Here is a 21,782-nt window from a genome sequence, read left to right on the forward strand (position 1 = left end):
GGCGAGATGTGATTATTGAAGATGAGCGCCACGGGCTGAAGTAAAAACCTATTGGAAAACCAAATCAAGCATGACAACTTCCTGATCCACAAAGGCTTCAGCACGGCGTATGGCTGGCAATAAACTGTAGTCGGCAAAGTCGCAACCTGTATTTTGCGGGTCCTGCTGAATCCCAAAGCGTCCCGTGTACCCCTCGCCCTTAAGTAGCTGCTCCAGCATCGGCTGATACCCCCTTTGCCATGCGGATGCCGCAGAGAACGAGCCGCGAACGGCTTTTAAGATTGCCATTCCCGCATAATCTAGATCGCCCCAGAAAAACACAGGTATATCTTGCCGCTGACTAAACCAAAACTCCTCAAACACCTGCCGAGCTTGATTGTGCGGTTGCGGGTTGCCGTTTTCAAGGTAGCTAAACAACACATTACCCGGCTCGCGCATGCGCATGCTACTGCCACGAAATCCGGCGCTGTAAATAATGGCGGTATTGTTAGGCTGACGCTGGGCCAAACTAACAAAAGTATCCTGATTTTCGACTAACAAAATACTATTGAAATCAGTAGGTACATACACCGTTAGCAGCAATGGGCGCGGTTCGATATTGTGCGCGAGTTGCGGGTAGATCTCGGCCACCAAATTTTCATGGCGATCCAGTATTTTCGAATTGCCATTAAAACAGCGTGCCGATAAGGCTCTTAAGGTCACAGGCTTTTGTAAGTGCGACTGCATTGTTACCAAACCACGCAGAGTCTGCTCAGCGCCCAGCTCGGGAATGCGTATGATGTTTTGCGCCAGCCGCTCGGTTTCAATACCTTTTTCTGCCAACTTTTCCAGCTCGTGCTGCCACACCAAGGTGTAGGGGTCCAGGGCGGGCCGATTAAGCCACTGGCGCACCTGCTCTTCACGTTCGGGGATAAAAACCAGCTGAGCCCCTTCATACAGTTCTTGGTGGGGCTTTACCCGCGCTTTTTTCACCGTAATCAAGTGGTAGTCTTTATCCAGACTTTCCACCAATGCCCACAGGTAGTTCACATCGTCTTCAAAGTCGTAGAGCTCGGGTGCCGTTTTACGGTCTATTTTCAGGGCTGGCCTTACCCCGCGCTCAAGCTTATCGATCAGGCGGTGCAACAGTTTTTGCAGCAACGGTTCTTCATCTAGCCACTTAGGCGCAGGGATAGCTTTCATAGTCCTTACCCTTCAAACTCTTCCATAAAATCCAACATTGCCTGATGCCGCACCGTTTTGCGGTGATTTTTCCAAAGCTCGCGAATTTTATCCTGATTACAGGCTTTACGATCCACCAGCACTCGGGTTTTTAGCTCGCCGATGGGCTGAGATGTAGGACATTTACTGAAGACAAACTGATTGGATATTAAATCCATAAACGGGCCCGACTTACTGCTGGGCATAATAAAGAGCAATTGTAAGCCGAGGGTTTCGGTTAAATAATGAATGACCTCGCGGGAGCGATTTTCATCCATTTTCGAGAAAGCTTCATCCACCAGCACCATACGCAAGTGGTTGTCTCCCTCATTAAAACGAAACGCCGATGTTACCGCCGCCGAACGAATAATATAGGCCGGCGTTTCCAACTGTCCGCCTGAGCCCGTGCCATATTGGCTCAGCGCGATCGCGGCCTTGCCTTCTGGCTCTTTGTAAATTTCGTAGTAACGATAGTTACGGTAATCACTGATGCGTGCCAGCTCGCGCATGGCCAGCTGCTCATCTTTATCCAGCAGCATATTCAACAGGGTGTCACGCACTTGGCAAGCCTTGGGTGACAGCTCGGCATCGAACAGGCTGGTGCCATCGCCCAAATTGGGCACGGCGATCACTTCATTAAAGAAGCGCCAGTAGTCTTTAAATTCGGGCACCCAGTCATAGCCGAAGCGAAAACGCTCTCGGTCAGCGCCAAAACGATGGTGTTCAAGCTCTTTGTTCAGGTCTTTCAGCGTTCGCTCGCCATCTTTAATGGCTTGGTAAATCGAGTGACATAAGTTAGTGACAAACGCGGTGTTAAAGCTGTCTTTTAGCTCTGAGAGCTGCTCGTGCTTATCCACCAGCACATTGTTTTTCAGGCGATTGTGCAAACTGCTGATTTCTTTAGCCATGGCGAGAACACGGCGAAAACACTCAATCCCGTGGGCTTCGCCAATGCCCGTGTCGTACACGATGGCGTCTTGTTTATGGCAGTGTTGATTATGCTGTAAAACTGCGGTGTGCAATTGTCGCTCGCTACTCTCAAGTTGCTGCTTCAGGCTTTCGATATCTTCGGCAAAGGTAAAACTCTCGGCCGCTTGCTCGGCCCGCATCGCAGCCTGCTCAATGGCGTGATCCACGTCCAGCTCGGGGTAGTGGTCCGCCATCAAATACACCGCCTGTTCCGCGTCGTCCTGCGCTTCGGCCAGGGCATCCTGCGCATCGGCAAGCTGCGTTACCTGGCGGCTTATGGTGCGCTCACGTTCTTTCAGTTTACCCGCGCCCTCGACCAGCTCGCGGTGGCGGCTTTCTTCGTCGGCGTAAACTTGTTTTAGCTCGGCCAGTTGCGCTTCCAACTCGTTAAAATCGCTTAAATCTAGTTGCGCCAAGGCTCTTTCTGCTTTTTGAATCGCGCGATGACATTCCATCATCGACGCAATTGCCGCGCCACAGGCAACGGGCTGAATACTTTCCACCAACTCTTGGATACGCGCCAGCTGTTGATACTCCTGCTCGCACTCGTTCGCCTCTTGCAGCAGCTGCTCGCACTCACGCTCTTTCGCTTTTAGGGCCCGCTCGCGCGCCCCCTGGCCAAATACCAATTCGCTATCGTCGAGATCGCAACGCCACATGCTGTAGTTGCCGCTGCCCAAACCCTCGGGCGTAATACCGCGTGCAGTAGTACGCAGTTGCTCGGCATCCTCCACCCGTAAAACATTACCGTATGAAGCTTTAACATAGTACTCGGCGGTTTTGTGGCTGAAGGCCATCACCTCGGTGATAGAGCCCGGCGGCGAGCTCAAGCGCTCCGCGTCGCGGCGCGCTTTCTCGCCCTGAATCACCCGCGCTTTATTGCGTCGCCCGCCTGGCATGGCGCGCACAATACGCATGGCTTCGGCTTCACTTTGCGGCTCTACCAGTATCGAAAAACGCGCTCCGCCCAAGTAACCTTCAATGGCCATTTGCCAGTGGGCATCCTGCACATCCACAAAATCGCATAACACGCAGGGCTGCGCCGCTGGCAATGCTTGCGCAATGGCCTGCAGCGCGGCGCTGACATAGGGCGGGTAATTTACCTTTTGGCCCTGCAGCAACTGAATGTCTTTCTGCTTTTGCTTGAGCTTGGCATTTAGCTCCTGACGTTTGCGATCCGCTGCCGCCAAATACTGCGCAATTTGGTCACGCAAACTTATACCTACCTGGGAGTACTCTTTGCTATGCAACTGCTCAGCCCACTGCAGGTGCGCTGATTCGGCCGCTTTTATTTGTGCGACGTCGTTTTCCAGCCGTTCAATACCCACCCAGTCTTTATTCACCAGCTGCCCCAGGTCGACTTCTACCTGATCGGCCGTGGCTACCACTTTTTGCCCCAGCTGGCGCAAAGCTTTGCTGTCTAATTCGGAGATGCTGGCGCCCAGGGAACATTGGTTGAGCTGTTGTAGCAGCTCACCTGTAGCGCGCACATTGCGCTGCAGCTGTAGGCTTTGCTCGTGCACTGGGCGCGCGCGTCCGGCCAACTCACGCGTATTGTCGGCGATATTCTGTTCCAGTTCGTCTTTGGTTTTAAGCGCATCAATGCCCTGACGTTTGGCTTCAAGCGCTACTTGGGCCTCGTGGGTTTGACGCCGGCGCTCTTCGCTCTCGCTTTGGGCCAGTTCGTTGTCTTGCAACTGCTCTTGCACCGACTTTTGCTCGGCTTTGGCCGCCAAATAACCCCGCTGGTTTACCTTTGCCAGGCGCGTCGCCTCACTGTACTCACTCAACTGCCGCTCGGCCCAGGTATGCACATAGCGATCGGCGTGTTCGTGCGCACCTTCCAAGGTGGTAATCGCATCGCGCAGGGCGCGGGTATCCGATTCCATCTGGTGGATGGTTTTCATTAAATCCGACACATTGCGGATAGCATCGCCCAGATCGCGTGGCTCAAGAATTTCACGAGCAACAAAATCGGTAATACTTTTAACCGGCTTGTAGGCCATAAAATTGGCAAAAGTACGCGCGGCATGTTTGGCTTCACGGTCAGACACCGCATCTTTGCGGCCGCGCAATGCACCGTACAAACGTCGCAGGTAGGCGCCTTTTTTATCGTATTGCTCTACCCCGCCACTACCATATTGCTTTTTCAGCAAAGTAACAATGTCGGTAATCGGCACCACGTGCTTGCCGTCTTGATACGTTTTTACAAAGTGCGAAAGACTTAATTGTTCCCCTGGAAGAATTAAAAATAGCAGCTCATCCTGGCGCGCCTGCTTTTGGCTCCCCGCGCTGTCCAGGTGCGCACGTACACACATTACGGCGGTAAAAGGCTCGCCACTTTCGCCCTGGGTGGGATGAAAAATACCGGCCACATAGCCGTCGACAGTGTAGGGCCGCGCGTAGCTGCCGTCATCGCAACCAAGCACATAGGAGGCGAGTGTGCGCACCTGTTTGCCGCCGCGCCCACGCTGGGTTGTTTCATCTTGGCCCGGGTTGTAGTTGAACAGGTTTTCGTGGGCCGCGGTCATTAGGGTTTGAATCGCATCGGCCGCGGTGGTTTTACCCGAACCATTACCGCCAGAGAATAAATTGATGGGGCCAAAATCAAATTCCAATTGAGGTATATTGCCCCAGTTGACGAAAATGCCACGCTTTAAAAACATCAGGCACCCTCCTCCGGCTGACGAGCCGTAGCTTCCACCTCAGAACTAACGTCGCTAGAAGAACTGACATCGGCAGATACCAAACTTTGCAAGACTTCATCACTGACAAAACTGGTAATAGCTGGTTGAATACTGAGCCAACTCTCGTCGTTGTCCAGCTCATCTTCTAGGTGATACTGAATTAAGCGCAGCTGCTTTAAACGGCGAAACAGTTGTTTGCGCTCACCCAGGGCCTCGGGCAAGCTGCGTTTAAGCAAGTTATTCATGGCTATCGCCAAGCCTTCCAGCGAGAGCATCGCGCGGCCTTTCTCATCTACCTGCCCTTCGCGCAGGCTCTTTTGATATTCGGCGCGCAAAACTAAAATGACCGCCACTTCCTGCTGACTGGGGCGCACCCGAAAACCAGAGTTAAATGGACTGCTATCGTCATCGGCCACTCCAGGAATTTCGGCGCCCGGCGGGTAAATGCGCACAAAAGCGAACTGACGATCGTGCTGAATACGAACGCCTATAAGCGCCAAATAATCTTCCACCAGGCTCTGACATTGCAGATAGCGATCGTACAGCTGCGCCTCGGTTTGACTCTCGTCGCGACTGAGAACACCATAATCCAAAAGGCGAATTAACAGCTCGGAAAATTCGTGTTTGCTTACCTGGCTCGAAGCTAAAACTTCATTAATAGTTTCGTCAAATTGACTCATTCAGATTCTTCGCAAAGAGAAATTAAAAATTCGTCGGCCGCGCTGAAATATTCGGTGCGCAACTGCTGCCCTGTGGGCTCGACGCGAAAGCGCTGTGAGCTTGAGAGGTTATTGTGCGATGCCACTTCAATAGCATGTGCCATGGCGAGCAAATCGCGCGCACTGTCAATGGGCAGGTGTCGGGTAGACACCTGCCGGCCGCTGCGCAGCGCTTTTTCGACGTAATCGCGCAGGCCGGTATTATCGACGGCAAAGGCCTGGTCCAGCACCTGCTGAATCAACAGCTCGCGCTCGGCTTGCGGGTCCAACGGTGGTTGCTCGGTGACGGCAGTGGTTACCAAGGCCGCCCGTTTACGCTCTTGCAGGCGCACCTGGCCGGGGTCAACCAACTGCAATCGCATGCTTGCCATGGCGTCGGCCGCGCGAGCGAGGCGAACATTTTGCTCGGCACCGGACATTTGTGTGAGTTGCTGGCAGACATCCAGTAAATCGTTATTGCTCTGGCTGTTTAAATAGGTGAGCTGGCGAATAATAATGTCGGCACGTTTGGTAAAACTGTGCAGGGCGCGGCGCAGTGCCGGCAACATAATATCCGCGGCGTTGCCCATACGCCGCTCGATGGTATCGAGTATGGTCCACAACACCGACTGCCCGGGACGCGCCAGCTCGGGAATAAAACGACGCAGCTCGCGTTCAATGGCGGCTTTATCTTGCTTGCTTTTGCGGCGTATTTTGCTGATGGCTTTGCCAATTTGATCGCGATGCTTTTCCACGCTGTCGGCCGATAAACGCACGGCTACGTCGGGCTGGAAGCGCTGCTCCATAAATTCAAAAAACTGATCTGTGGCCTGCTGTACCAGCTGCTGTGACTCCACCTCGCGCACCAGTTCACGCTTGCGCTCTTCCAGCTCAGAGATCACATCGGTAAAGTCGGTGACAATGCGCTCGGAATATTCAAAGGCATCAAGCAAATCGTGCACCTCGCCGCGACTGTTGAACGCCTCCAGTGCATTGAGGGTGTTGCGGGTGTTGCGGTGGCGGGTGCGAATGCGCGCGGTGTCGGACTCTACCAAAGGCTGGGTAAACAGACGCCCCAGGCGGGTAAACGGATAAGTGGACTGCAAAGTGGCTGTGTCGACCTGTTTTTCCAGCCAACCGGCCTCCAGTAACTGCTTCATTACCCACAAAGCCTGTTCGCGCAGCGATTTAAAGCGCTGGGGTGATTCGTCATCGGGGCTGGTGTCGTCCGCCAGAGCGGGAGCGCGGGTCAAGGCTTCTTCCAGAACTTCCACTAACTGCTCGCGCGACAGCGAGTGACCATAGTCGGCGTTTGAACCGTATAACCGGGTGTAGAGCAGGCTCAGGCACTGGGCCACCTGCTCGCGGTATTTGCTGGTTAAGGGCTTAAAAAAGTCCTGGCGCTCTGGGGTGAAAAACATCGGTTTCTTGTGGTTGATTTTTGATCGCCTACCGATACCCGGCAGGCGCCTATTGTGCTACCGGCGACGGGGCTATGCAAACAAAACCGCGCGAGTTTCCGCACCCGTGCCATATATACGATGTATATATGGTGTGTATAATACAGAACTGCGCTAATCTGCGTGATGAGGACCTCACCATGAGCGACAACAAGGAACCAGTCACTCCACCAAACTCCGCCGAGAAGCATCGACACCATGAGCTACACCAGGAACTGCCGGTGGACTTTCCCGATGCCTATTTTCGCGGCCTGCACCGGATCATTCGTTTCGCTATACGCGTGCTGGCCCTGCTTATGGTGTTTGTCATCTTGTGGGGTGTGGTAGATGTCGTGTACATCATTTACGAAAGGCTGATCACGGCGCCCGTGCTACTGCTGAATATCAACGATATCTTTTACACCTTTGGCGCCTTTATGGCGGTATTAATCGCGGTAGAGATTTTTATCAATATCCGCCTTTATTTGGGCACCAATGTTTTCCCGGTGCAACTGGTGGTGGCGACTGCGCTGATGGCTATCGCCCGTAAGGTGATTGTGCTGGATTTCGATGCCTTCACCCCTATGTATTTGCTCGGCATAGCGGCCACGACACTGGCCTTAGGTATCACCTATTGGTTATTGAACGACCGGACCAGAAACGTCAGCGATGACAATAGCGTCGCGCCTCGCTAGCCGATTAAAGGAAACGTCCATGGGTATTGTAAAAATCTCTGACGAACTGCACGACGAATTGCGCCGCACCAGCCGGGTAATGGAGCGCTCCATTAACGCTCAGGCCGAGTTTTGGCTGAAAATCGGCCGTCTGGCGGAGCAGCACCAACATCTGAGCTTTGCCGAGCTTATCCAGCAGAGTCTAAAAGAGGCCAGAGCTCGTGAATAACGTAGTGATTAAATCACCAGAGGCGATTGAGAAAATGCGCCGCGCCGGGCGCTTGCTGGCACAGGTTTTTACCGAACTGGATAAACAGGTGAAACCCGGGGTAACCACCATGGCCCTCAATCATTGGGTAGAGACCTATATACGCGAAGAACTTGACGCCCGCCCCGCCAGTCTCGGGCAGTACGATTACCCCTACTGCCTGAACGCCTCGCCAGACATTGTAATCTGCCACGGTTTTCCAACGGATAAACCGCTAAAAGAAGGCACTATTGTCAATCTGGACATCACTCTGGGAAAGGACGGCTACATCGCCGACTCAAGCAAAATGTATACGATTGGCGAAGTCACGCCACTGGCCCAAAAGCTGGTGGATGAGACTTACACCGCCATGTGGAGCGGTATCAATGCGGTAAAGCCAGGTAACACCCTGGGCGACATTGGCTATGCCATTGCCAGTCATGCGCGCAATAACGGTTTTAGCGTAGTGCGGGAGTTCTGTGGCCACGGCATTGGCCAGCAAATGCACGAGGCACCGCAAGTGCTGCATTATGGCGCCCCCGGCGCGGGCCTGGAGCTTCGCGAGGGCATGACTTTTACCATTGAGCCTATGATTAACCAGGGCAACGCCAAAACCCGCACCCTGAAAGACGGCTGGACGGTGGTCACCCGCGACAAAAAACTCTCAGCCCAGTGGGAGCACACCGTGCTGGTAACCGCCACCGGGGCTGAGGTACTGACCCTGCGCCCGGAAGAACACGCCCACGAAATGCCAAGCCCGTGAAGTTGATACTGAGCCGCAAAGGTTTTGACTCCTCCGCCGGAGGCTTTCCCAGCCCGATATTTCCCGACGGCCAATTGCTGTCTCTGCCCATTCCCGACCGGCAGGGGCCGACAAGCTACGCCGATATTCACACCGACTGGGGACCGATGGCCGACATCTTGGCCCAGCTAAGCGGTAAAACCCACTGGCACGAAACCGCCGCGCACATTGATCCGGACTTGCGCCGCAATAGTCTTGCACGCCGGCGCGGCTGGCAAGCCACGTTGGGGCAAACCGGCACCGCACAGAGTCACTTGCGCAACCAGAATGTAGCCGAGGGCGACATATTCATATTTTTTGGCTTATTCAAGCCGGTGGAAAAAACCGCCCAGGGCTGGCGCTTTGTCCAAGCGACAATGGCGCGCCATGTGATTTGGGGCTGGCTGCAAATAGGCAAAATTCACCCGGTGGATCAGCTCAACCCCAGCGACCTTCCCTGGTGCCGCTACCACCCCCACATGCACTTGGGAGAAGACGCCAATAACACTCTTTACCAGGCGGCCCGGGCATTGACCCTTAATAATGTGGCCACGCCGCTGCCAGGTGCTGGGGTGTGCCAAGGCTACCGGCCCGAGCTGTCACTCACCGCGCCAGATGCCACAACCCCAAGTCAGTGGGAACTACCCGCACATTTCTTCCCCCACCGGGGCAAACCGGCCCTCAGTTATCACCGCAAACCCGAGCGCTGGCACAAATGCGGTAATCGGCTAAAACTTCAAGCGGCGGCCCGAGGCCAAGAATTCGTATTGGATACCGATTTCTACCCCGAAGCTCAAAACTGGCTCAGCGCTCTACTGCTGCCAGAATCTGCCCCGAAGAGCCAGGCACAATAAAAGAGCAACCTAACAGAGTGTCGCACCACATAAGTGTTACCTGGCGTGACGATGTGCGCACCAAAACAATCACATTTTTGTCACAACTCACCATTATTGAGCGTTTTTATTTCCATATAGAATTAAAATCGATTCACATAGATTTAAATAATTAAAAAATATAGAAAAACGTAACTCTAAGTAACACAGATGTAACCTAAATCCGTAGAATAGACCTCAAGCAAGTCAACCACTTGCTGTTCAGGCAGGGGATCTCCCCCACTTTGTTTTATGGCTTATTTGAGGTTTTAACCATGTTTACTTTATCTGCACGTACCAAACTTTCATCTGCTCTGGCTGTACTGGCATTGGCTGCTGCTGGCAATGTTGCCGCCGCCGACAAAACCATCTCTGGCGTGGTTGAGTCAGTCGACTACGAAACCAACAGTGTTACCGTTGTTGAAGAAGGCACTGGCGAAGTTTTCACCTATGCTTTCACCGACGCTCCGAAAGTTCGTGTTAACGGCGTACGTGGTAGCGATATGGGTAAGGTTCTGCCCGGTCAGCGTGTGGCGCTGAAACTGAACCGCATCGAAGAAGAAAAAGAGCAGGATTTCAACCTGGTTAAAGGTGAGATTCTGGAAATCAACCGCGAACAAAATCTGGCTTTGATTCGCCCTGCCGACGGCAGCGCTCCACGCGTGATTGAGCTGCCTGAAACTCTGGCGGTATCAGGCCTTGGCAACAGCGTAAATGACCTGCAAGAAGGTCACTTTGTGACTCTGAAGTACACCGCTCGCTAATGCCTAAACGAGCAAAAAATAGCCATAAGTAAAAATGCCCGAAGAGATGCCCGGCCACAAGCCGGGCATTTTTTTATCAACTATCAGAAAGATAGGGGTCAACAAACTCCAATATCGCTTTTAGGGTTTGCTGGCGGGTTTTGGAATACTGCAGATAGTGGCTTTCATTATCAAGCTCGATAAACGTCGACTCTTTCCCGGCGTCTTTCAATTCATCGTGCATATCTTCCGACTGCTCAATAGGCACCACTTTATCGTTCTCGCCGTGAATTAAGAGCACTGGCGCTTTTACCTTATCGGCAGCAAACAAGGGCGATATGGCTTTCAGGTCATCCTCCGTGTATTCACCCTTCACCATAGACCGTTCGAAATACTCCACCACCCAGTGATCATCCCCGCCACTGGAGCGGCGATCATCCAGCAGGCCTTCCAAGTCCGTTACGCCGTTGATTGATACAGCGCAGCTATACAACTCGGGCGTGTAAGCGGCGCCGGCCAATGCCGCGTAACCACCGTAACTAGCGCCGACAATACACACATGCTCGGGATCAAGCAGGCCTCCATTACCGAAATACTCTACCGCATCGGTAATATCATCTTGCATTTTTCGTCCCCACTCGCCTTGTCCGGCCATATAGTGATCCAAGCCGAACCCGACCGAGCCGCGAAATTGGGGCTGGACAACCAGATAACCGCGAGCGGCCAATGCCTGCGCCATCCAATCAAACGAAAGGCTGTCGTACGCCGCTGGACCACCGTGGGGCATGATAACCGCGGGCATTTTGCGTGGGTTTTCGGCACGGCTAGACGGCAGGGTTAAAATCGTCGGTATACTCAAGCCATCGCGGGCTTTATAAGTATGAAGCACCGTCGGATTGACCATTGCATCACTAATCTCCCCATAGGCCGAGGACAGGTAGCGCAGCTTTTTACCTTCCGAGGACAGATAATAAGTACCAGCGCTCGCGCCACCTTGAACCATAAACACTAGGCGCTTCCAGTCGGGTGACCAATCGGTCAGGGTAAGGTGCTGATCGGGAAACTGTTCGGTAATCGAATCAACCCGGGCCTGATGAGCCGGGTCAAACATTTGGTAGGAGGGCTTAAAGCCCGAGTAGATCACCCCGTAGGCAATCCGGTTAATATCGGTAAGCAAGCCGGCTACATCGGCGTCGCTGCGCCCGATGGGCTCTTGGGAAATGCTGCCGTCAGCCAGCGACATCGTAAAATATCCTTCACGACCAGTACTCTCATCAGTATCCAAGAACACCAGTGATTTCAAATCGGCGGTGACCGCCATCATTGAATAATCGTACAGAGCCGTCTCGCGGGAAAAAATTGTCTTCCAGCCGCCATCGCCATCGGGAACATCTATCTCGTGGAGGTTAGTGCCGTTATCGTATATCTCTTCCGCCAAAAGATTACCCTGACCGTCCATAAAGTAATCACGGGTATCCGGCTCACCTTTAACGATCTGACGGGGACGTCTTGGAGACTCTAGGTTAACCCGCATCAGGGAATAATCGGGACTGCGATCGGCCTTTGACTCGGCAACATAGGCAGGCATATACAGGTATTTATTATTGTCCGAGGTGCCGACAATACTGCCCAGTCCGGTCTGCCCTTTGGCGATAACATCGCCGGGCCGCAAAAGCTGGTCCAGCTCGCCATTACTGACATTTAATACAAATGCCGAGCTAATATCGTGACGTCCGCGATACCCCGCTAAGCGCATATTCTCGCTGGCCACCAATACTAGGTGCTCATCATCAAGAAAATAGAGATAACCCGGGTCAATATCGCCCACGTTAACACCTGTAACCAGCTTGTTCTCTTTTAACGAGTAAACAACGACCAAGTCCTTTTCCGCCGTGACTTTGCGAAATGCCAATAAAGAACCGTCTGGAGAAACACGCATTTGCTGGGTTTGCGGCAGAACACCATAAGCGGATACGACTTGCTCGATAGACATTACCTCATTGGAAGAAGCCGCGTCTTGCACGGCGCCGTCGGCCGCATTGGCCGTATGCGTCAAAGCCGTAACGGTTAAAATTTGAACACACCTGGTCAGCGTTTTTATATAGTTTTCCATAAACATCATCCATTTATGCTGTTATTGTTAGCAGGCGCAACCTTAGCAAAAACTATTAATTAATCATACAAATATGGGCGCCGTTTTAAACTCGCTTTTAGCGCTACCCACAGGACCTCGCTATGCTTACCAAACTCGGCTGGAAGTTGTTAATGCTAAGCCGCGCACTGTGGATGCGAACCCTCGCCTTTGCCATTCTCGCGGTGGCCACCGCTTTGATCGCTATCGCCTTTAAAGGCTTTATTCCCGAATCAGTTTCCGGGCTTATCGGCTCTGAGGCCGTGGATAAAGTATTATCGATTCTCGCCTCCAGCATGCTGGCAGTAACCACCTTTTCTCTGAGCGTGATGGTTTCGGCCCACAGCGCTGCGGCCAACAACCTCACGCCTCGCGCCACACGGCTGTTACTGGAAGATTCCACCACGCAAAACGCTCTAGCCACTTTTGTCGGCTCGTTTGTCTATTCACTCGTGGGCATTATTGCCTTAAGTACCGGCATTTACGGCGACCAGGGGCGGGTTATTTTATTTGTCGTAACCATTGCCGTGGTGGTTCTCATTGTCGGTACTATATTGCTGTGGATTAATCACCTGGCCCGTCTGGGCCGGGTGAGCGAAATTGCCGAGCGGGTGGAAAAAGCCGCGGGCGCCGCCATCGCAAGGCGCGGTGATCACCCCTGGTTGGATGGCAAAAGACTGGACAGCCTGGAGGATATTCCCAGCGACTGCCGCGCCATTTACCCGGATGACACTGGCTATATTCAGCACATCGACATGCAGGCGTTGCACCAATGGGCAACTGAAAAAGACGCTGAGATTTATATCACCAGCCTGCCGGGAAAATTCGTCCACCCTAATCATCCGGTGCTATACACGTCGCACAAAAATGACAATACCGAGGACAACACCTTAGCTGCGGCGATTACCATTGGCGATACGCGCTCGTTTGATCAAGACCCACGTTTCGGCTTGCTGGTAATGGCTGAAATTGCCTCGCGCGCACTTTCGCCCGGTATCAACGACCCGGGCACGGCAATCGAAGTGTTAGGGCGTGGTGTGAGACTCATCAGTCAGTGGCGGATTACCCCGGACGATGTCAGCGAATTTGAGGTGCCCTACCCCCGGGTGTTTGTGCCACGTATCGAATTGGATGAATTGTTTATCGATTTTTTCAGCCCCATTGCACGCGACGGCGCGGGTCTGATTGAAGTACAGATTCGCCTGCAAAAATCTCTCGCCGCACTTGCGGCAATCGATGCGGACTTTTATAAGGTAGCCGAACACACCGCTAAAAAATCGCTACTGCGGGCTCAGCAGTCATTCAACTTTGCCCCAGATGCAGAAACTCTACAAGAAGTATTCGACAGACTTTTCTCTTAAAATTGTGATTTCAGTTATAAACCGACTACCAACACCCGCAACACTTAGCGCCGTTTTGGTGCAAAAAAATCAAATTGCTGGCGCATAGTTATATCGGCTTAGCGCTATTTTTTTGCCTGGATTTCTTTGCAGTTATAAGTGGTATCGCAGATTTTTTTGTTGCGTCAACGAATGGAAACTTTAAGCGACAAACTTTCACTCTGAACATTTTTCACACAAATAATGTGCTGTAGATCAAAGAAGCAAGTTGCCTAATTCTCATACACTGCCGCCCGTCTAACGCCAGGAAGTATTTACCTCACAATTTTAAAAAAATTATTTTACAACCGAGACAGCGATTTCGGGGGGATTTTTAAAATGATAATTGAGGTGTCTCGGCGACATGATTTTAACCACCCAAGGATGCCCTTTAACTATGATTTGAGAATTAAAAATGCGATTTTCCGTACTGATGTTTATGGCGTTACTTTCGCCCCTGGCTTTTACCCAGACCCTAACCAATCCCTACCACTATAACGAAGATACCAGCGCTGATTACCGCAACTTATTAGCGTCTAATTACCGCTGCGATCAATCACTGATACCCGCTTACAAAGGGGACCTGGTGATCGACAGCAAGTATGATCAGTCAGACTCTTCCAAGTCTTCGGTAACCTCAAGCTACGATAGCGACTCGGCCCAAAAGGCTGAGCATATTCGCGCGCTGATGAGTTTTATAGCACAGCAAAGCCACTCCGCCATCTATCAAACTTCTGCCAGCACTCGCGCCCGCGCTGCACAGTGCATCTCGGATAACCTGAACCTTTGGGCGGCAGCAGATTCTCTGCTGGGGGTAAAAACATCGCCCACGGGCGTCGCCCAGCGCAAATGGTTTTTGGCCGCCATCGCATCGGTACTGATGCAATTGGATAGCCGCTACACTGACTTTTATCTAGATAGTCGGATCAATAACTGGCTGGATGATTTGGCTTACCAAGTGGTGGATGATTACAACTACCGTCTGGAAGCTGAGAGCGACCGAATCAACAATCACGATTATTGGGCGGCTTGGTCAGTTGCCGCACGCGCACTGCTGAGCGATGACACTCGCCTGTTGCAGTGGAGCGAAGATGTATTTGATTTTGCCATGAGTCAAATCGTGCTGCACAAGTCCACCGGCCTTGGGTATCTGCCTCGCGAGCTCGACCGTGGCTCACTGGCGGCAAACTATCACAACTACGCCATGGTGCCACTTATGTACTTGGCCGATGCACTGGTCTTAAACGGTAAAGATATTACGCCTTATCGCGATCAGCTGGGCGCGTTAGCCTCTCTGACCACACGCTTTGTGGTAGACACCAACAGCTTGGATTCCTACATCGGAGCAAAACAAAAAAGCGTAAGCCCGGGAAAAAGCGTTTGGATTTTGCCTTACGCGGTATTGTTTGGCATCGACGAGAATGTAAATTCAATTCTTAAGGCCAATAAACTCACTACCGAATATTCGCAAATGGGTGGTGATTTATGGTCTTTTTACCAGTCTCGAGTTAGTCAATAATCTAATCTTGGCGGGCGGCACTAATCGTTTTGCCGCTCGCCAGTACTTTCTCGTACCAGCACCCGGCAGCTCATAATCGCTGCCGGCATCTGTACCGCCTTACCTTGCAACTGTTTGATCAGCAGTTCCGCGGCTTTACAGGACATTTCTTCGATCGGCTGGCTAACCGTAGTAAGGGAGGGAAAAATTTGATGTGCTACCGGAGTATCATCAAAACCTGCGACCGATAACTGACCTGGGATTCGCAACTGCCGATGGTGAGCCTCTTTAATAACCCCCGCAGCCATATCGTCGTTACTGGCAAATATTGCGCTGGGAGGCGCAGACAAATCCAGCAGTAATTTGGCGCACTCGCGGCCGGAATCAAACGAGTTGTACCCCTGCACAACCAACTCGGGGGCAAGCTTAATCCGACTTTCCTTCAGTGCCGCCAAATAACCCTGGTAGCGATCGGCGACCGCCTTATGATCTGGATGGCCGGCAATAAAACCAATGCGCTCATGCCCCAGCTCTAGCAAACGACAGGTCATATCATAGGCCGCTTCCTGATCGTTGGTTTGCACATAGGGGCAAGCGCTTTTGTTTTCTGTAGGCGACAAACGCACAAATGGCACACCGGCGTTTACCAAGCCATTCACCAAGTCCGTCATGTCTGATACCGGCGGCGTAAGTATCAAGCCGTCTACCCGCCCCTGTCGCACCAATGCCAGAACTTCGTCCACTAATTCAGGCTCGGTATGGCGGCAGGGATGGATTAACAAATCGTAGCCGGCGCGGCGGCACGTCTGCAGTGCTCCCTCCTGCACATCAATCACATAGTTGGCGCTGGGGTTGTCATACAACAGCCCGAGTACGTAAGAACGATTGGCCGCCAGCGAGCGCGCCGACTGGCTGGGGCGATAGTCCAGCTCATCTATCGCGGCCTGGACTTTGTCCCGGGTGCTGGCACGTACATTGGGCTCTTTATTGACCACCCGCGAAACGGTTTTCATGGACACCCCCGCAAGGGCGGCGACATCATCAATGGTTGCCTTGGCCAAGTGTCTGCTCCTGCAAAGAAAAGCGCATTCTACCCTAAGCCGCTGTCGCTGCATAAACACTACTGACAGCGCTGTCAGTTTGCTTTATAGTAGCGCCCCATAAAAAGCGGATTAAAACCGTAGGCCGCTACGCGAGGCCAAGCCTGACACAACCAACACAGACAGCACCCCGCCCTGGGTGTTATTCCTATAACGATGTTACTGAGGTGAACTATGGCTACTGCTCCTGCAGGCACCAGTGCCAAAGCGGTCGCGGATACCGACCACGCAAATCAAAACTACACGGGCCCCCTGGTCATTATTACCATTCTATTTTTTATGTGGGGCCTGTTAACAGCCATGAACGATGTGCTGATCCCCCACTTAAAAAATGTATACACCCTTAGCTACACCCAGGCGATGATGGTGCAGTTCTGCTTTTTCTTTGCCTATGCGGTGGTGTCTCTGCCGGCGGGCGCGTTGATTCGTAAAATTGGCTATCAGAATGGCGCTGTTACGGGCCTTGTGATTGCGGGCTTTGGCTGCTTTTTGTTTTATCCGGCCTCGATGAGCACCTATACCCTGTTTTTGATCGCGTTTTTTATTCTCGCGGCGGGCATTACCGTTTTACAGGTTGCGGCCAATCCCTATGTGACGGTACTTGGTCCTGCGCGCACCGCCTCCAGCCGCTTGAATTTAACCCAGGCTTTTAACTCCCTGGGTACCACCATCGCCCCGGCACTGGGGGGGCTGTTGATTCTCGCCGCCGCCGGTGAAGCTATTGATCCTGCCGTTATGAGTGAGGCCGATACCGCAGCGGCCAAAGCCAAAGAAGCGGCTGCCGTACAAATGCCCTATTTGGTTTTGGCGGGCTCTCTGATCGCGTTGGCCGTATTTTTTAAGCTGGCCAAGCTTCCTAAGATCACTCACGACAACGAACCAGCCACTGCCAGCGACATGGCGCAAGCCTCCGCAAAAACCTCGATCTTCCAGCAGCCCCATTTGATTCTGGGAGCATTGGGAATTTTTATGTACGTGGGCGGAGAGGTAGCCATTGGCAGCTTCCTGGTAAACTTTTTTGGCGAGGACAATATTGCCGGGATGAAAGAACACCAGGCCGCCGCTTACGTAAGTTTTTACTGGGGCGGCGCCATGATCGGCCGTTTTATCGGCTTTGTGGTAATGCGCTATGTGCAACCGGGTAAAGTGCTTGCCTTTAATTGTCTGGCTGCGATTGCGTTGATTTTGTGCGCCGTATTTTTCGACGGTAAGGTGGCCATGTGGTCCATTATTGCGGTGGGCCTGTGCAACTCCGTCATGTTCCCAACCATATTCAGCATGGCGCTGCACAAGCTGGGCGCTTTAACCAGCCAGGGGTCGGGCTTGCTGTGTGTTGCTATTGTGGGCGGTGCGATTGTTCCCTTGTTGCAAGGCGTACTAGCCGACACCATTGGCATTCAGCTATCGTTTTTGCTGCCTGCTGTGTGCTATGCCTATATTCTGTTTTACGGCATTAAATACGCGAACTTGTACCGCGGCGCTGCCTAACAAGATTAGCGACTACCAGACAGCACAAGCCCTGCCAATTGGCGGGCTTGTGCTGTCAGCTCATCGAGCGTCGCATCGGCTTCCACTTCTGTAAATACCCACAACACTTGCCAATTCAGGGTTTCACCCACCTGCAAAGTTGCTAAATAGCCCTGCTGCTCCAGCTCAATATAAGTCGCCGTGGGGTCAGCATAAATTTCGATCTCGCCCTCGTTTGGCGCTATCAGCTCGGCGGGCACATTGGCAAACACTTTAACCAGCAAAAAATCGCCGTTGTGATAGGCAAGCCACCCTTCTTCACCATCGGTCATGACTTTGTGATGCTCGGGGCCAATATCGTCCGCGTTGTAGCGGTAATAGCTGATGCCTTGGCGCTCCTGAAACGGCAAGCCTGAAAAATCACCGGTGAAGTATTCGGTCTCACCTTGGGGGAAAAAGATATGCCCCTGCGCCGGCAAACGGGTAATTTCCCAAGGAGCGAAGGTAATCTCTTTTGTGCCGCGGTTATGCAGTTGATAGTCGATTTGCAAGGTGTTTTCAACGCTGGCCACACGGTAGCTTTTACTGAACGCCAACCCCAGCCCAGGCTGAGTATCACTGTGCAGAGTCACACCGGTATCGGTCAAACTCACCCGGTAGGGCGCGCTGTCTAACACCTCGGGGGGCGGCCAACCCCAGCGGCTTTGCGGGCTGGGCCAAAGTACATTGCCCCAGTTATTGCCGTCAGTACCGGCGCGGGTAAACAATCGCTCTTTACCGTTAAACTCAACCGAGGCTATTCGCCCACCCACTGCTGGCGCCAGGGTAACTTTTAAGTCGTCCCGCTCCAGAACAATTGATTTCTCCCCCATACGTAAGTAATCGGGCGGCGTCACTTGCGCTTGTGTTGGCGCCTGTTTTTCGCAGGCGCTCAGGCAGAGCAGACTGGCAAGCAGCAAAGTTCGGCGCATATTGTTTTCGCCTACCCGGCTTCAGTACAGCAGAGTAAATAGTTTGCGCTGATATTCCACCGCCAATGGGTCACCCTTACCTAATGCGGCGAGAATATCGGTGATGGCTTTGCGCGGGGCGCCGTCTTTAAAGGTTCGGTCGCGCTTAAAAATATCGAGCAATAACTCCAGTGCATTTTTGTGCTGACCTTCTTCGTTCATTTGCACGGCCAAAGCGTAGGCAGCCTCAAGGTTATCAGGGTTAGCATCGTATTCGGCCTGCAGCTTTTCCAGCTCGGGGGAGTTAGCCGCCTGTTTTTTCAACTCCAGTACTGCCATCGCCTGCTGGTAAGTGGCGTCCTGATCGGCCATTTTTACCTGCGCCAACACTGCTTCAGCTTCTTCTACACGGTTCATTTCGCCGTAGCAAAGCCCGAGCAGGTTAGCCACAAACGGCAATTGGTTCGACTCTTCCAGTGCCTGACGCAGCAGAGGCAATGCCTCGGCGTAGTTAGCTTCGTCGATAAACGCTTTCGCCTGGGCAACATCCGCCTCCCAGGCTTTGGGTAAGTACTTATCCAACAGCTCGCGAATTTGTGGCTCAGGCTGTTCTCCAGCAAAGCCATCCACCGGCTGGCCGTCTTTGATAAACATGACCGTGGGCAGGCTTTGAATACCAAACTGTGATACCAGCATTTGCTGATCATCCACGTTGATTTTTGCAAGAAGCAAATCATTGGGGTATTCGCCAGCAATTTTTTCCAGGATTGGCATCAGGTTCTGACACGCTGGACTGCGCGAAGACCAGAACTGAACAACGACCAAACGCTTGAAAGACTCGTCTATTACAGTTTGCTGGGCATTTTCTGCGGTTACATCAAAAATGTTCATAGCTGTGTCTCGCTTTAGAGATTCTCGCTTAAAGATCGATTAGCGGTGTGATGCTAACATTCTGAGCATCACTGCTAACAAAGGCACTGCCTTCGCTGATACACACACTCAAGGTCATATTCTTAGCCGCCAATGTCGCAAGCTCACTCACTTCATCGGCGTTTAAATGGTACACGGATAAATCGGAGAATTTAGTCAATTCGTTTGCAACCGTGGGCCACCACTGATCCCGGCCGCGACCTGCGGTGTAAATGATTTGCTGCTCCGAGCGAGAGCGCCCTTTTTTCATTTTATCGACGCTCGGCTGGCCCACTTCAATCCACTTTTCAATCACACCCGAGGGTGCCACCTGCCACAAGTCGGGCTCATCGGCGGTGGATAGGCCTTTGCCAAAGGTCAGATCATCGTGGGCGTTAAAGCACCAGGCGAGCAAGCGCACCATCATGCGCTCTTCGGTTTCGGAGGGGTGACAGGCGAGCGTTAGCTTAGTATCCAGATAAACCTGCCGGTCTGTATCCGACAGGTTTAACGTTACTTTATAGACACTCGCACTCAGCGCCACGGTCTTATTCCGGACGCATGTGCGGAAAGAGCAGCACGTCGCGAATGGTAGAGGCGTTAGCGAACAGCATTACCAAACGGTCAATACCAATACCTTCACCGGCGGTGGGGGGCAGGCCGTATTCGAGCGCGCGTACATAGTCGGCATCGTAATGCATGGCTTCGTCATCGCCGGCGTCTTTTTCAGCCACCTGTTCGCGGAAACGTTCGGCCTGATCTTCGGCATCGTTAAGCTCCGAGAAGCCGTTAGCGACTTCGCGACCGCCGACAAAAAACTCAAACCGTTCAGTCACACACGGGTTGTCATCTTTACGCCGCGCCAGCGGTGATACTTCCGTCGGGTATTCGGTAATAAAAGTGGGTTGATCCAACTTTTCTTCTACCGTCGCCTCGAAGATTTCAATTTGCACCTTGCCCAAACCGTAACTGTCTTTGAGCGGAATGTGCAGTTTTTCCGCCACCTTGCGCGCCGATTCTAAATCGGAAATATCCGCCGCCGTGAGCTCGGGGTTAAACTGCAAAATAGAGTCAAACACGCTGATGCGGTTAAAAGGCTTGGCGAAATCATATTCGGTGCCCTGATAGTTGATGGTGGTGGTACCCATCACGCTTTCGCACATACCGCGCAGCATGCTTTCGGTGTGGTTCATCAGGTCGTGATAATCGGCGTAGGCCTGGTAAAACTCCAGCATGGTGAACTCGGGGTTGTGACGCGTCGAGACCCCTTCGTTACGGAAATTGCGGTTGATTTCATACACCCGCTCAAAACCGCCTACCACCAAGCGTTTTAAATACAGCTCGGGGGCGATACGCAGATACATATCAATATCCAGCGCATTGTGATGGGTAACGAAAGGACGCGCCGTGGCGCCACCGGGAATCACCTGCAGCATGGGAGTTTCCACTTCCATAAAGCCCTGGCCATCCAGGTAGTTGCGAATAAAGCTGATGCACTTTGAACGCAGTTTAAACGTGTCGCGCACCTCGGGATTGACGATCAAATCTACATAGCGCTGACGATAACGCAGCTCTTGATCCGCCAGACCATGATATTTTTCAGGCAGCGGACGCAGGGATTTGGTCAGCAATTTCCACTCGGTCAGGTTAACGTACAAGTCGCCCTTGCCGGATTTATGCAATGGGCCTGAGCCCGCGACAATATCGCCGATGTCCCACTGGCCATCGTGCTCTTTCATGGCTTTTTGCACGTCTTTACTGGCGTAAAACTGAATGCTGCCCTCGCCGTCTTGAATCAACATAAACGGGCCGCGCTTGGCCATGATGCGCCCGGCGACACTTACCTGATAATCCAGCGCCTCTAGCGCTTCTTTGTCCTTTTCCCCGTACTCGGCTTGCAGCTCAGCGCTTACGTGGGTGCGGCGAAAGTCGTTGGGAAAGGGATTGCCGCGCTCGCGAATCGCCGCGAGTTTGGTGCGGCGCTCGGCGATCAGTTTGTTCTCTTCCTGGGCGGTTTGCTTTTCGTCAGTCATGTCGA

At 52.7% G+C, this 21,782-nt stretch carries 18 protein-coding genes; 8 read left to right on the forward strand and 10 right to left on the reverse strand.

Annotation, left to right across the window (positions count from 1 at the left end; translation table 11 throughout):
• Window positions 1-48: 48 nt before the first annotated feature.
• From NHM04_RS04675 to NHM04_RS04690, 4 genes are read right to left on the reverse strand one after another with little or no spacing between them, the layout of a single operon-like run.
• The gene (locus NHM04_RS04675) at window positions 49-1,182 is read right to left on the reverse strand and encodes a Wadjet anti-phage system protein JetD domain-containing protein (protein WP_254265884.1); all 1,134 of its coding nucleotides are present in this window, start codon (window positions 1,180-1,182) and stop codon (window positions 49-51) included.
• A gap of 5 nt (window positions 1,183-1,187) precedes the next feature.
• On the reverse strand, window positions 1,188-4,835 hold the full coding sequence (locus NHM04_RS04680; RefSeq protein WP_254265885.1) for an ATP-binding protein: 3,648 nt from the start codon (window positions 4,833-4,835) through the stop codon (window positions 1,188-1,190).
• A complete protein-coding gene (locus NHM04_RS04685; RefSeq protein WP_254265886.1) occupies window positions 4,835-5,536 on the reverse strand; it encodes a DUF4194 domain-containing protein in 702 nt (233 codons plus the stop codon). The genes NHM04_RS04680 and NHM04_RS04685 overlap by 1 nt, the downstream gene beginning before the upstream one ends.
• Complete coding sequence (locus NHM04_RS04690) at window positions 5,533-6,975, reverse strand: Wadjet anti-phage system protein JetA family protein (protein ID WP_254265887.1); 1,443 nt, start codon at window positions 6,973-6,975, stop codon at window positions 5,533-5,535. The genes NHM04_RS04685 and NHM04_RS04690 overlap by 4 nt, the downstream gene beginning before the upstream one ends.
• Window positions 6,976-7,154: 179 nt before the next feature.
• Between NHM04_RS04690 and NHM04_RS04695 the strand changes: the two genes are divergently transcribed.
• From NHM04_RS04695 to NHM04_RS04715, 5 genes are all read left to right on the forward strand, one after another.
• Entirely contained in the window at window positions 7,155-7,688 is a 534-nt protein-coding gene (locus NHM04_RS04695; RefSeq protein ID WP_254265888.1) for a phosphate-starvation-inducible PsiE family protein, read from the forward strand.
• Between the two features lie 19 nt (window positions 7,689-7,707).
• Window positions 7,708-7,896, forward strand: coding sequence for a ParD-like family protein (locus NHM04_RS04700; RefSeq protein WP_254265889.1), 189 nt, complete (start codon window positions 7,708-7,710; stop codon window positions 7,894-7,896).
• The gene (gene map, locus NHM04_RS04705) at window positions 7,889-8,677 is read left to right on the forward strand and encodes a type I methionyl aminopeptidase (RefSeq protein ID WP_254265890.1); all 789 of its coding nucleotides are present in this window, start codon (window positions 7,889-7,891) and stop codon (window positions 8,675-8,677) included. The genes NHM04_RS04700 and map overlap by 8 nt, the downstream gene beginning before the upstream one ends.
• Complete coding sequence (locus NHM04_RS04710) at window positions 8,674-9,549, forward strand: hypothetical protein (RefSeq protein WP_254265891.1); 876 nt, start codon at window positions 8,674-8,676, stop codon at window positions 9,547-9,549. Before map ends, NHM04_RS04710 begins: the two co-directional genes overlap by 4 nt.
• A 293-nt stretch (window positions 9,550-9,842) precedes the next feature.
• The gene (locus NHM04_RS04715; protein ID WP_254265892.1) at window positions 9,843-10,331 is read left to right on the forward strand and encodes a hypothetical protein; all 489 of its coding nucleotides are present in this window, start codon (window positions 9,843-9,845) and stop codon (window positions 10,329-10,331) included.
• A gap of 76 nt (window positions 10,332-10,407) precedes the next feature.
• Here NHM04_RS04715 and NHM04_RS04720 read toward each other — a convergent pair whose 3' ends face one another.
• Complete coding sequence (locus NHM04_RS04720) at window positions 10,408-12,423, reverse strand: S9 family peptidase (protein WP_254265893.1); 2,016 nt, start codon at window positions 12,421-12,423, stop codon at window positions 10,408-10,410.
• Window positions 12,424-12,545: 122 nt separating this feature from the next.
• Here NHM04_RS04720 and NHM04_RS04725 point away from each other — a divergent pair, with 122 nt between their 5' ends.
• Entirely contained in the window at window positions 12,546-13,802 is a 1,257-nt protein-coding gene (locus NHM04_RS04725) for a DUF2254 domain-containing protein (protein ID WP_254265894.1), read from the forward strand.
• A gap of 433 nt (window positions 13,803-14,235) precedes the next feature.
• Window positions 14,236-15,339 carry an alginate lyase family protein gene (locus NHM04_RS04730; RefSeq protein WP_254265895.1) on the forward strand — a complete coding sequence of 368 codons (1,104 nt, stop codon included), beginning with the start codon at window positions 14,236-14,238 and terminating at the stop codon, window positions 15,337-15,339.
• A 20-nt stretch (window positions 15,340-15,359) separates the two neighbouring features.
• Here the strand turns inward: NHM04_RS04730 and NHM04_RS04735 are convergent, their stop codons facing one another.
• On the reverse strand, window positions 15,360-16,379 hold the full coding sequence (locus NHM04_RS04735) for a LacI family DNA-binding transcriptional regulator (protein WP_254265896.1): 1,020 nt from the start codon (window positions 16,377-16,379) through the stop codon (window positions 15,360-15,362).
• A gap of 213 nt (window positions 16,380-16,592) precedes the next feature.
• Between NHM04_RS04735 and fucP the strand changes: the two genes are divergently transcribed.
• Window positions 16,593-17,906 carry an L-fucose:H+ symporter permease gene (gene fucP, locus NHM04_RS04740; protein WP_254265897.1) on the forward strand — a complete coding sequence of 438 codons (1,314 nt, stop codon included), beginning with the start codon at window positions 16,593-16,595 and terminating at the stop codon, window positions 17,904-17,906.
• A gap of 5 nt (window positions 17,907-17,911) precedes the next feature.
• On the opposite strand, the gene NHM04_RS04745 is transcribed toward fucP, so the two are convergent.
• The 4 genes from NHM04_RS04745 to lysS are packed head-to-tail and all read right to left on the reverse strand — an operon-like array spanning window position 17,912 to window position 21,777.
• The gene (locus NHM04_RS04745) at window positions 17,912-18,856 is read right to left on the reverse strand and encodes a DUF4380 domain-containing protein (RefSeq protein WP_254265898.1); all 945 of its coding nucleotides are present in this window, start codon (window positions 18,854-18,856) and stop codon (window positions 17,912-17,914) included.
• A 21-nt stretch (window positions 18,857-18,877) separates the two neighbouring features.
• On the reverse strand, window positions 18,878-19,726 hold the full coding sequence (locus NHM04_RS04750) for a co-chaperone YbbN (protein ID WP_254265899.1): 849 nt from the start codon (window positions 19,724-19,726) through the stop codon (window positions 18,878-18,880).
• A 28-nt stretch (window positions 19,727-19,754) separates the two neighbouring features.
• Entirely contained in the window at window positions 19,755-20,288 is a 534-nt protein-coding gene (locus NHM04_RS04755) for a YaeQ family protein (protein ID WP_254265900.1), read from the reverse strand.
• A gap of 4 nt (window positions 20,289-20,292) precedes the next feature.
• On the reverse strand, window positions 20,293-21,777 hold the full coding sequence (lysS, locus tag NHM04_RS04760) for a lysine--tRNA ligase (protein WP_254265901.1): 1,485 nt from the start codon (window positions 21,775-21,777) through the stop codon (window positions 20,293-20,295).
• Between the last annotated feature and the right edge of the window lie 5 nt (window positions 21,778-21,782).

Origin of the sequence: Gilvimarinus sp. DA14 (assembly GCF_024204685.1) — a bacterium.
In the GTDB taxonomy this organism is placed as follows: Bacteria; Pseudomonadota; Gammaproteobacteria; order Pseudomonadales; family Cellvibrionaceae; genus Gilvimarinus.

Bases quoted from the DNA above. Each gene is read 5' to 3' on its own strand.
- NHM04_RS04675 (WP_254265884.1), bottom strand. From the start codon at position 1,182: ATGAAAGCTATCCCTGCGCCTAAGTGGCTAGATGAAGAACCGTTGCTG.
- NHM04_RS04680 (WP_254265885.1), bottom strand. From the start codon at position 4,835: ATGTTTTTAAAGCGTGGCATTTTCGTCAACTGGGGCAATATACCTCAA.
- NHM04_RS04685 (WP_254265886.1), bottom strand. From the start codon at position 5,536: ATGAGTCAATTTGACGAAACTATTAATGAAGTTTTAGCTTCGAGCCAG.
- NHM04_RS04690 (WP_254265887.1), bottom strand. From the start codon at position 6,975: ATGTTTTTCACCCCAGAGCGCCAGGACTTTTTTAAGCCCTTAACCAGC.
- NHM04_RS04695 (WP_254265888.1), top strand. From the start codon at position 7,155: ATGAGCGACAACAAGGAACCAGTCACTCCACCAAACTCCGCCGAGAAG.
- NHM04_RS04700 (WP_254265889.1), top strand. From the start codon at position 7,708: ATGGGTATTGTAAAAATCTCTGACGAACTGCACGACGAATTGCGCCGC.
- NHM04_RS04715 (WP_254265892.1), top strand. From the start codon at position 9,843: ATGTTTACTTTATCTGCACGTACCAAACTTTCATCTGCTCTGGCTGTA.
- NHM04_RS04720 (WP_254265893.1), bottom strand. From the start codon at position 12,423: ATGGAAAACTATATAAAAACGCTGACCAGGTGTGTTCAAATTTTAACC.
- NHM04_RS04725 (WP_254265894.1), top strand. From the start codon at position 12,546: ATGCTTACCAAACTCGGCTGGAAGTTGTTAATGCTAAGCCGCGCACTG.
- NHM04_RS04730 (WP_254265895.1), top strand. From the start codon at position 14,236: ATGCGATTTTCCGTACTGATGTTTATGGCGTTACTTTCGCCCCTGGCT.
- fucP (WP_254265897.1), top strand. From the start codon at position 16,593: ATGGCTACTGCTCCTGCAGGCACCAGTGCCAAAGCGGTCGCGGATACC.
- NHM04_RS04745 (WP_254265898.1), bottom strand. From the start codon at position 18,856: ATGCGCCGAACTTTGCTGCTTGCCAGTCTGCTCTGCCTGAGCGCCTGC.
- NHM04_RS04750 (WP_254265899.1), bottom strand. From the start codon at position 19,726: ATGAACATTTTTGATGTAACCGCAGAAAATGCCCAGCAAACTGTAATA.
- lysS (WP_254265901.1), bottom strand. From the start codon at position 21,777: ATGACTGACGAAAAGCAAACCGCCCAGGAAGAGAACAAACTGATCGCC.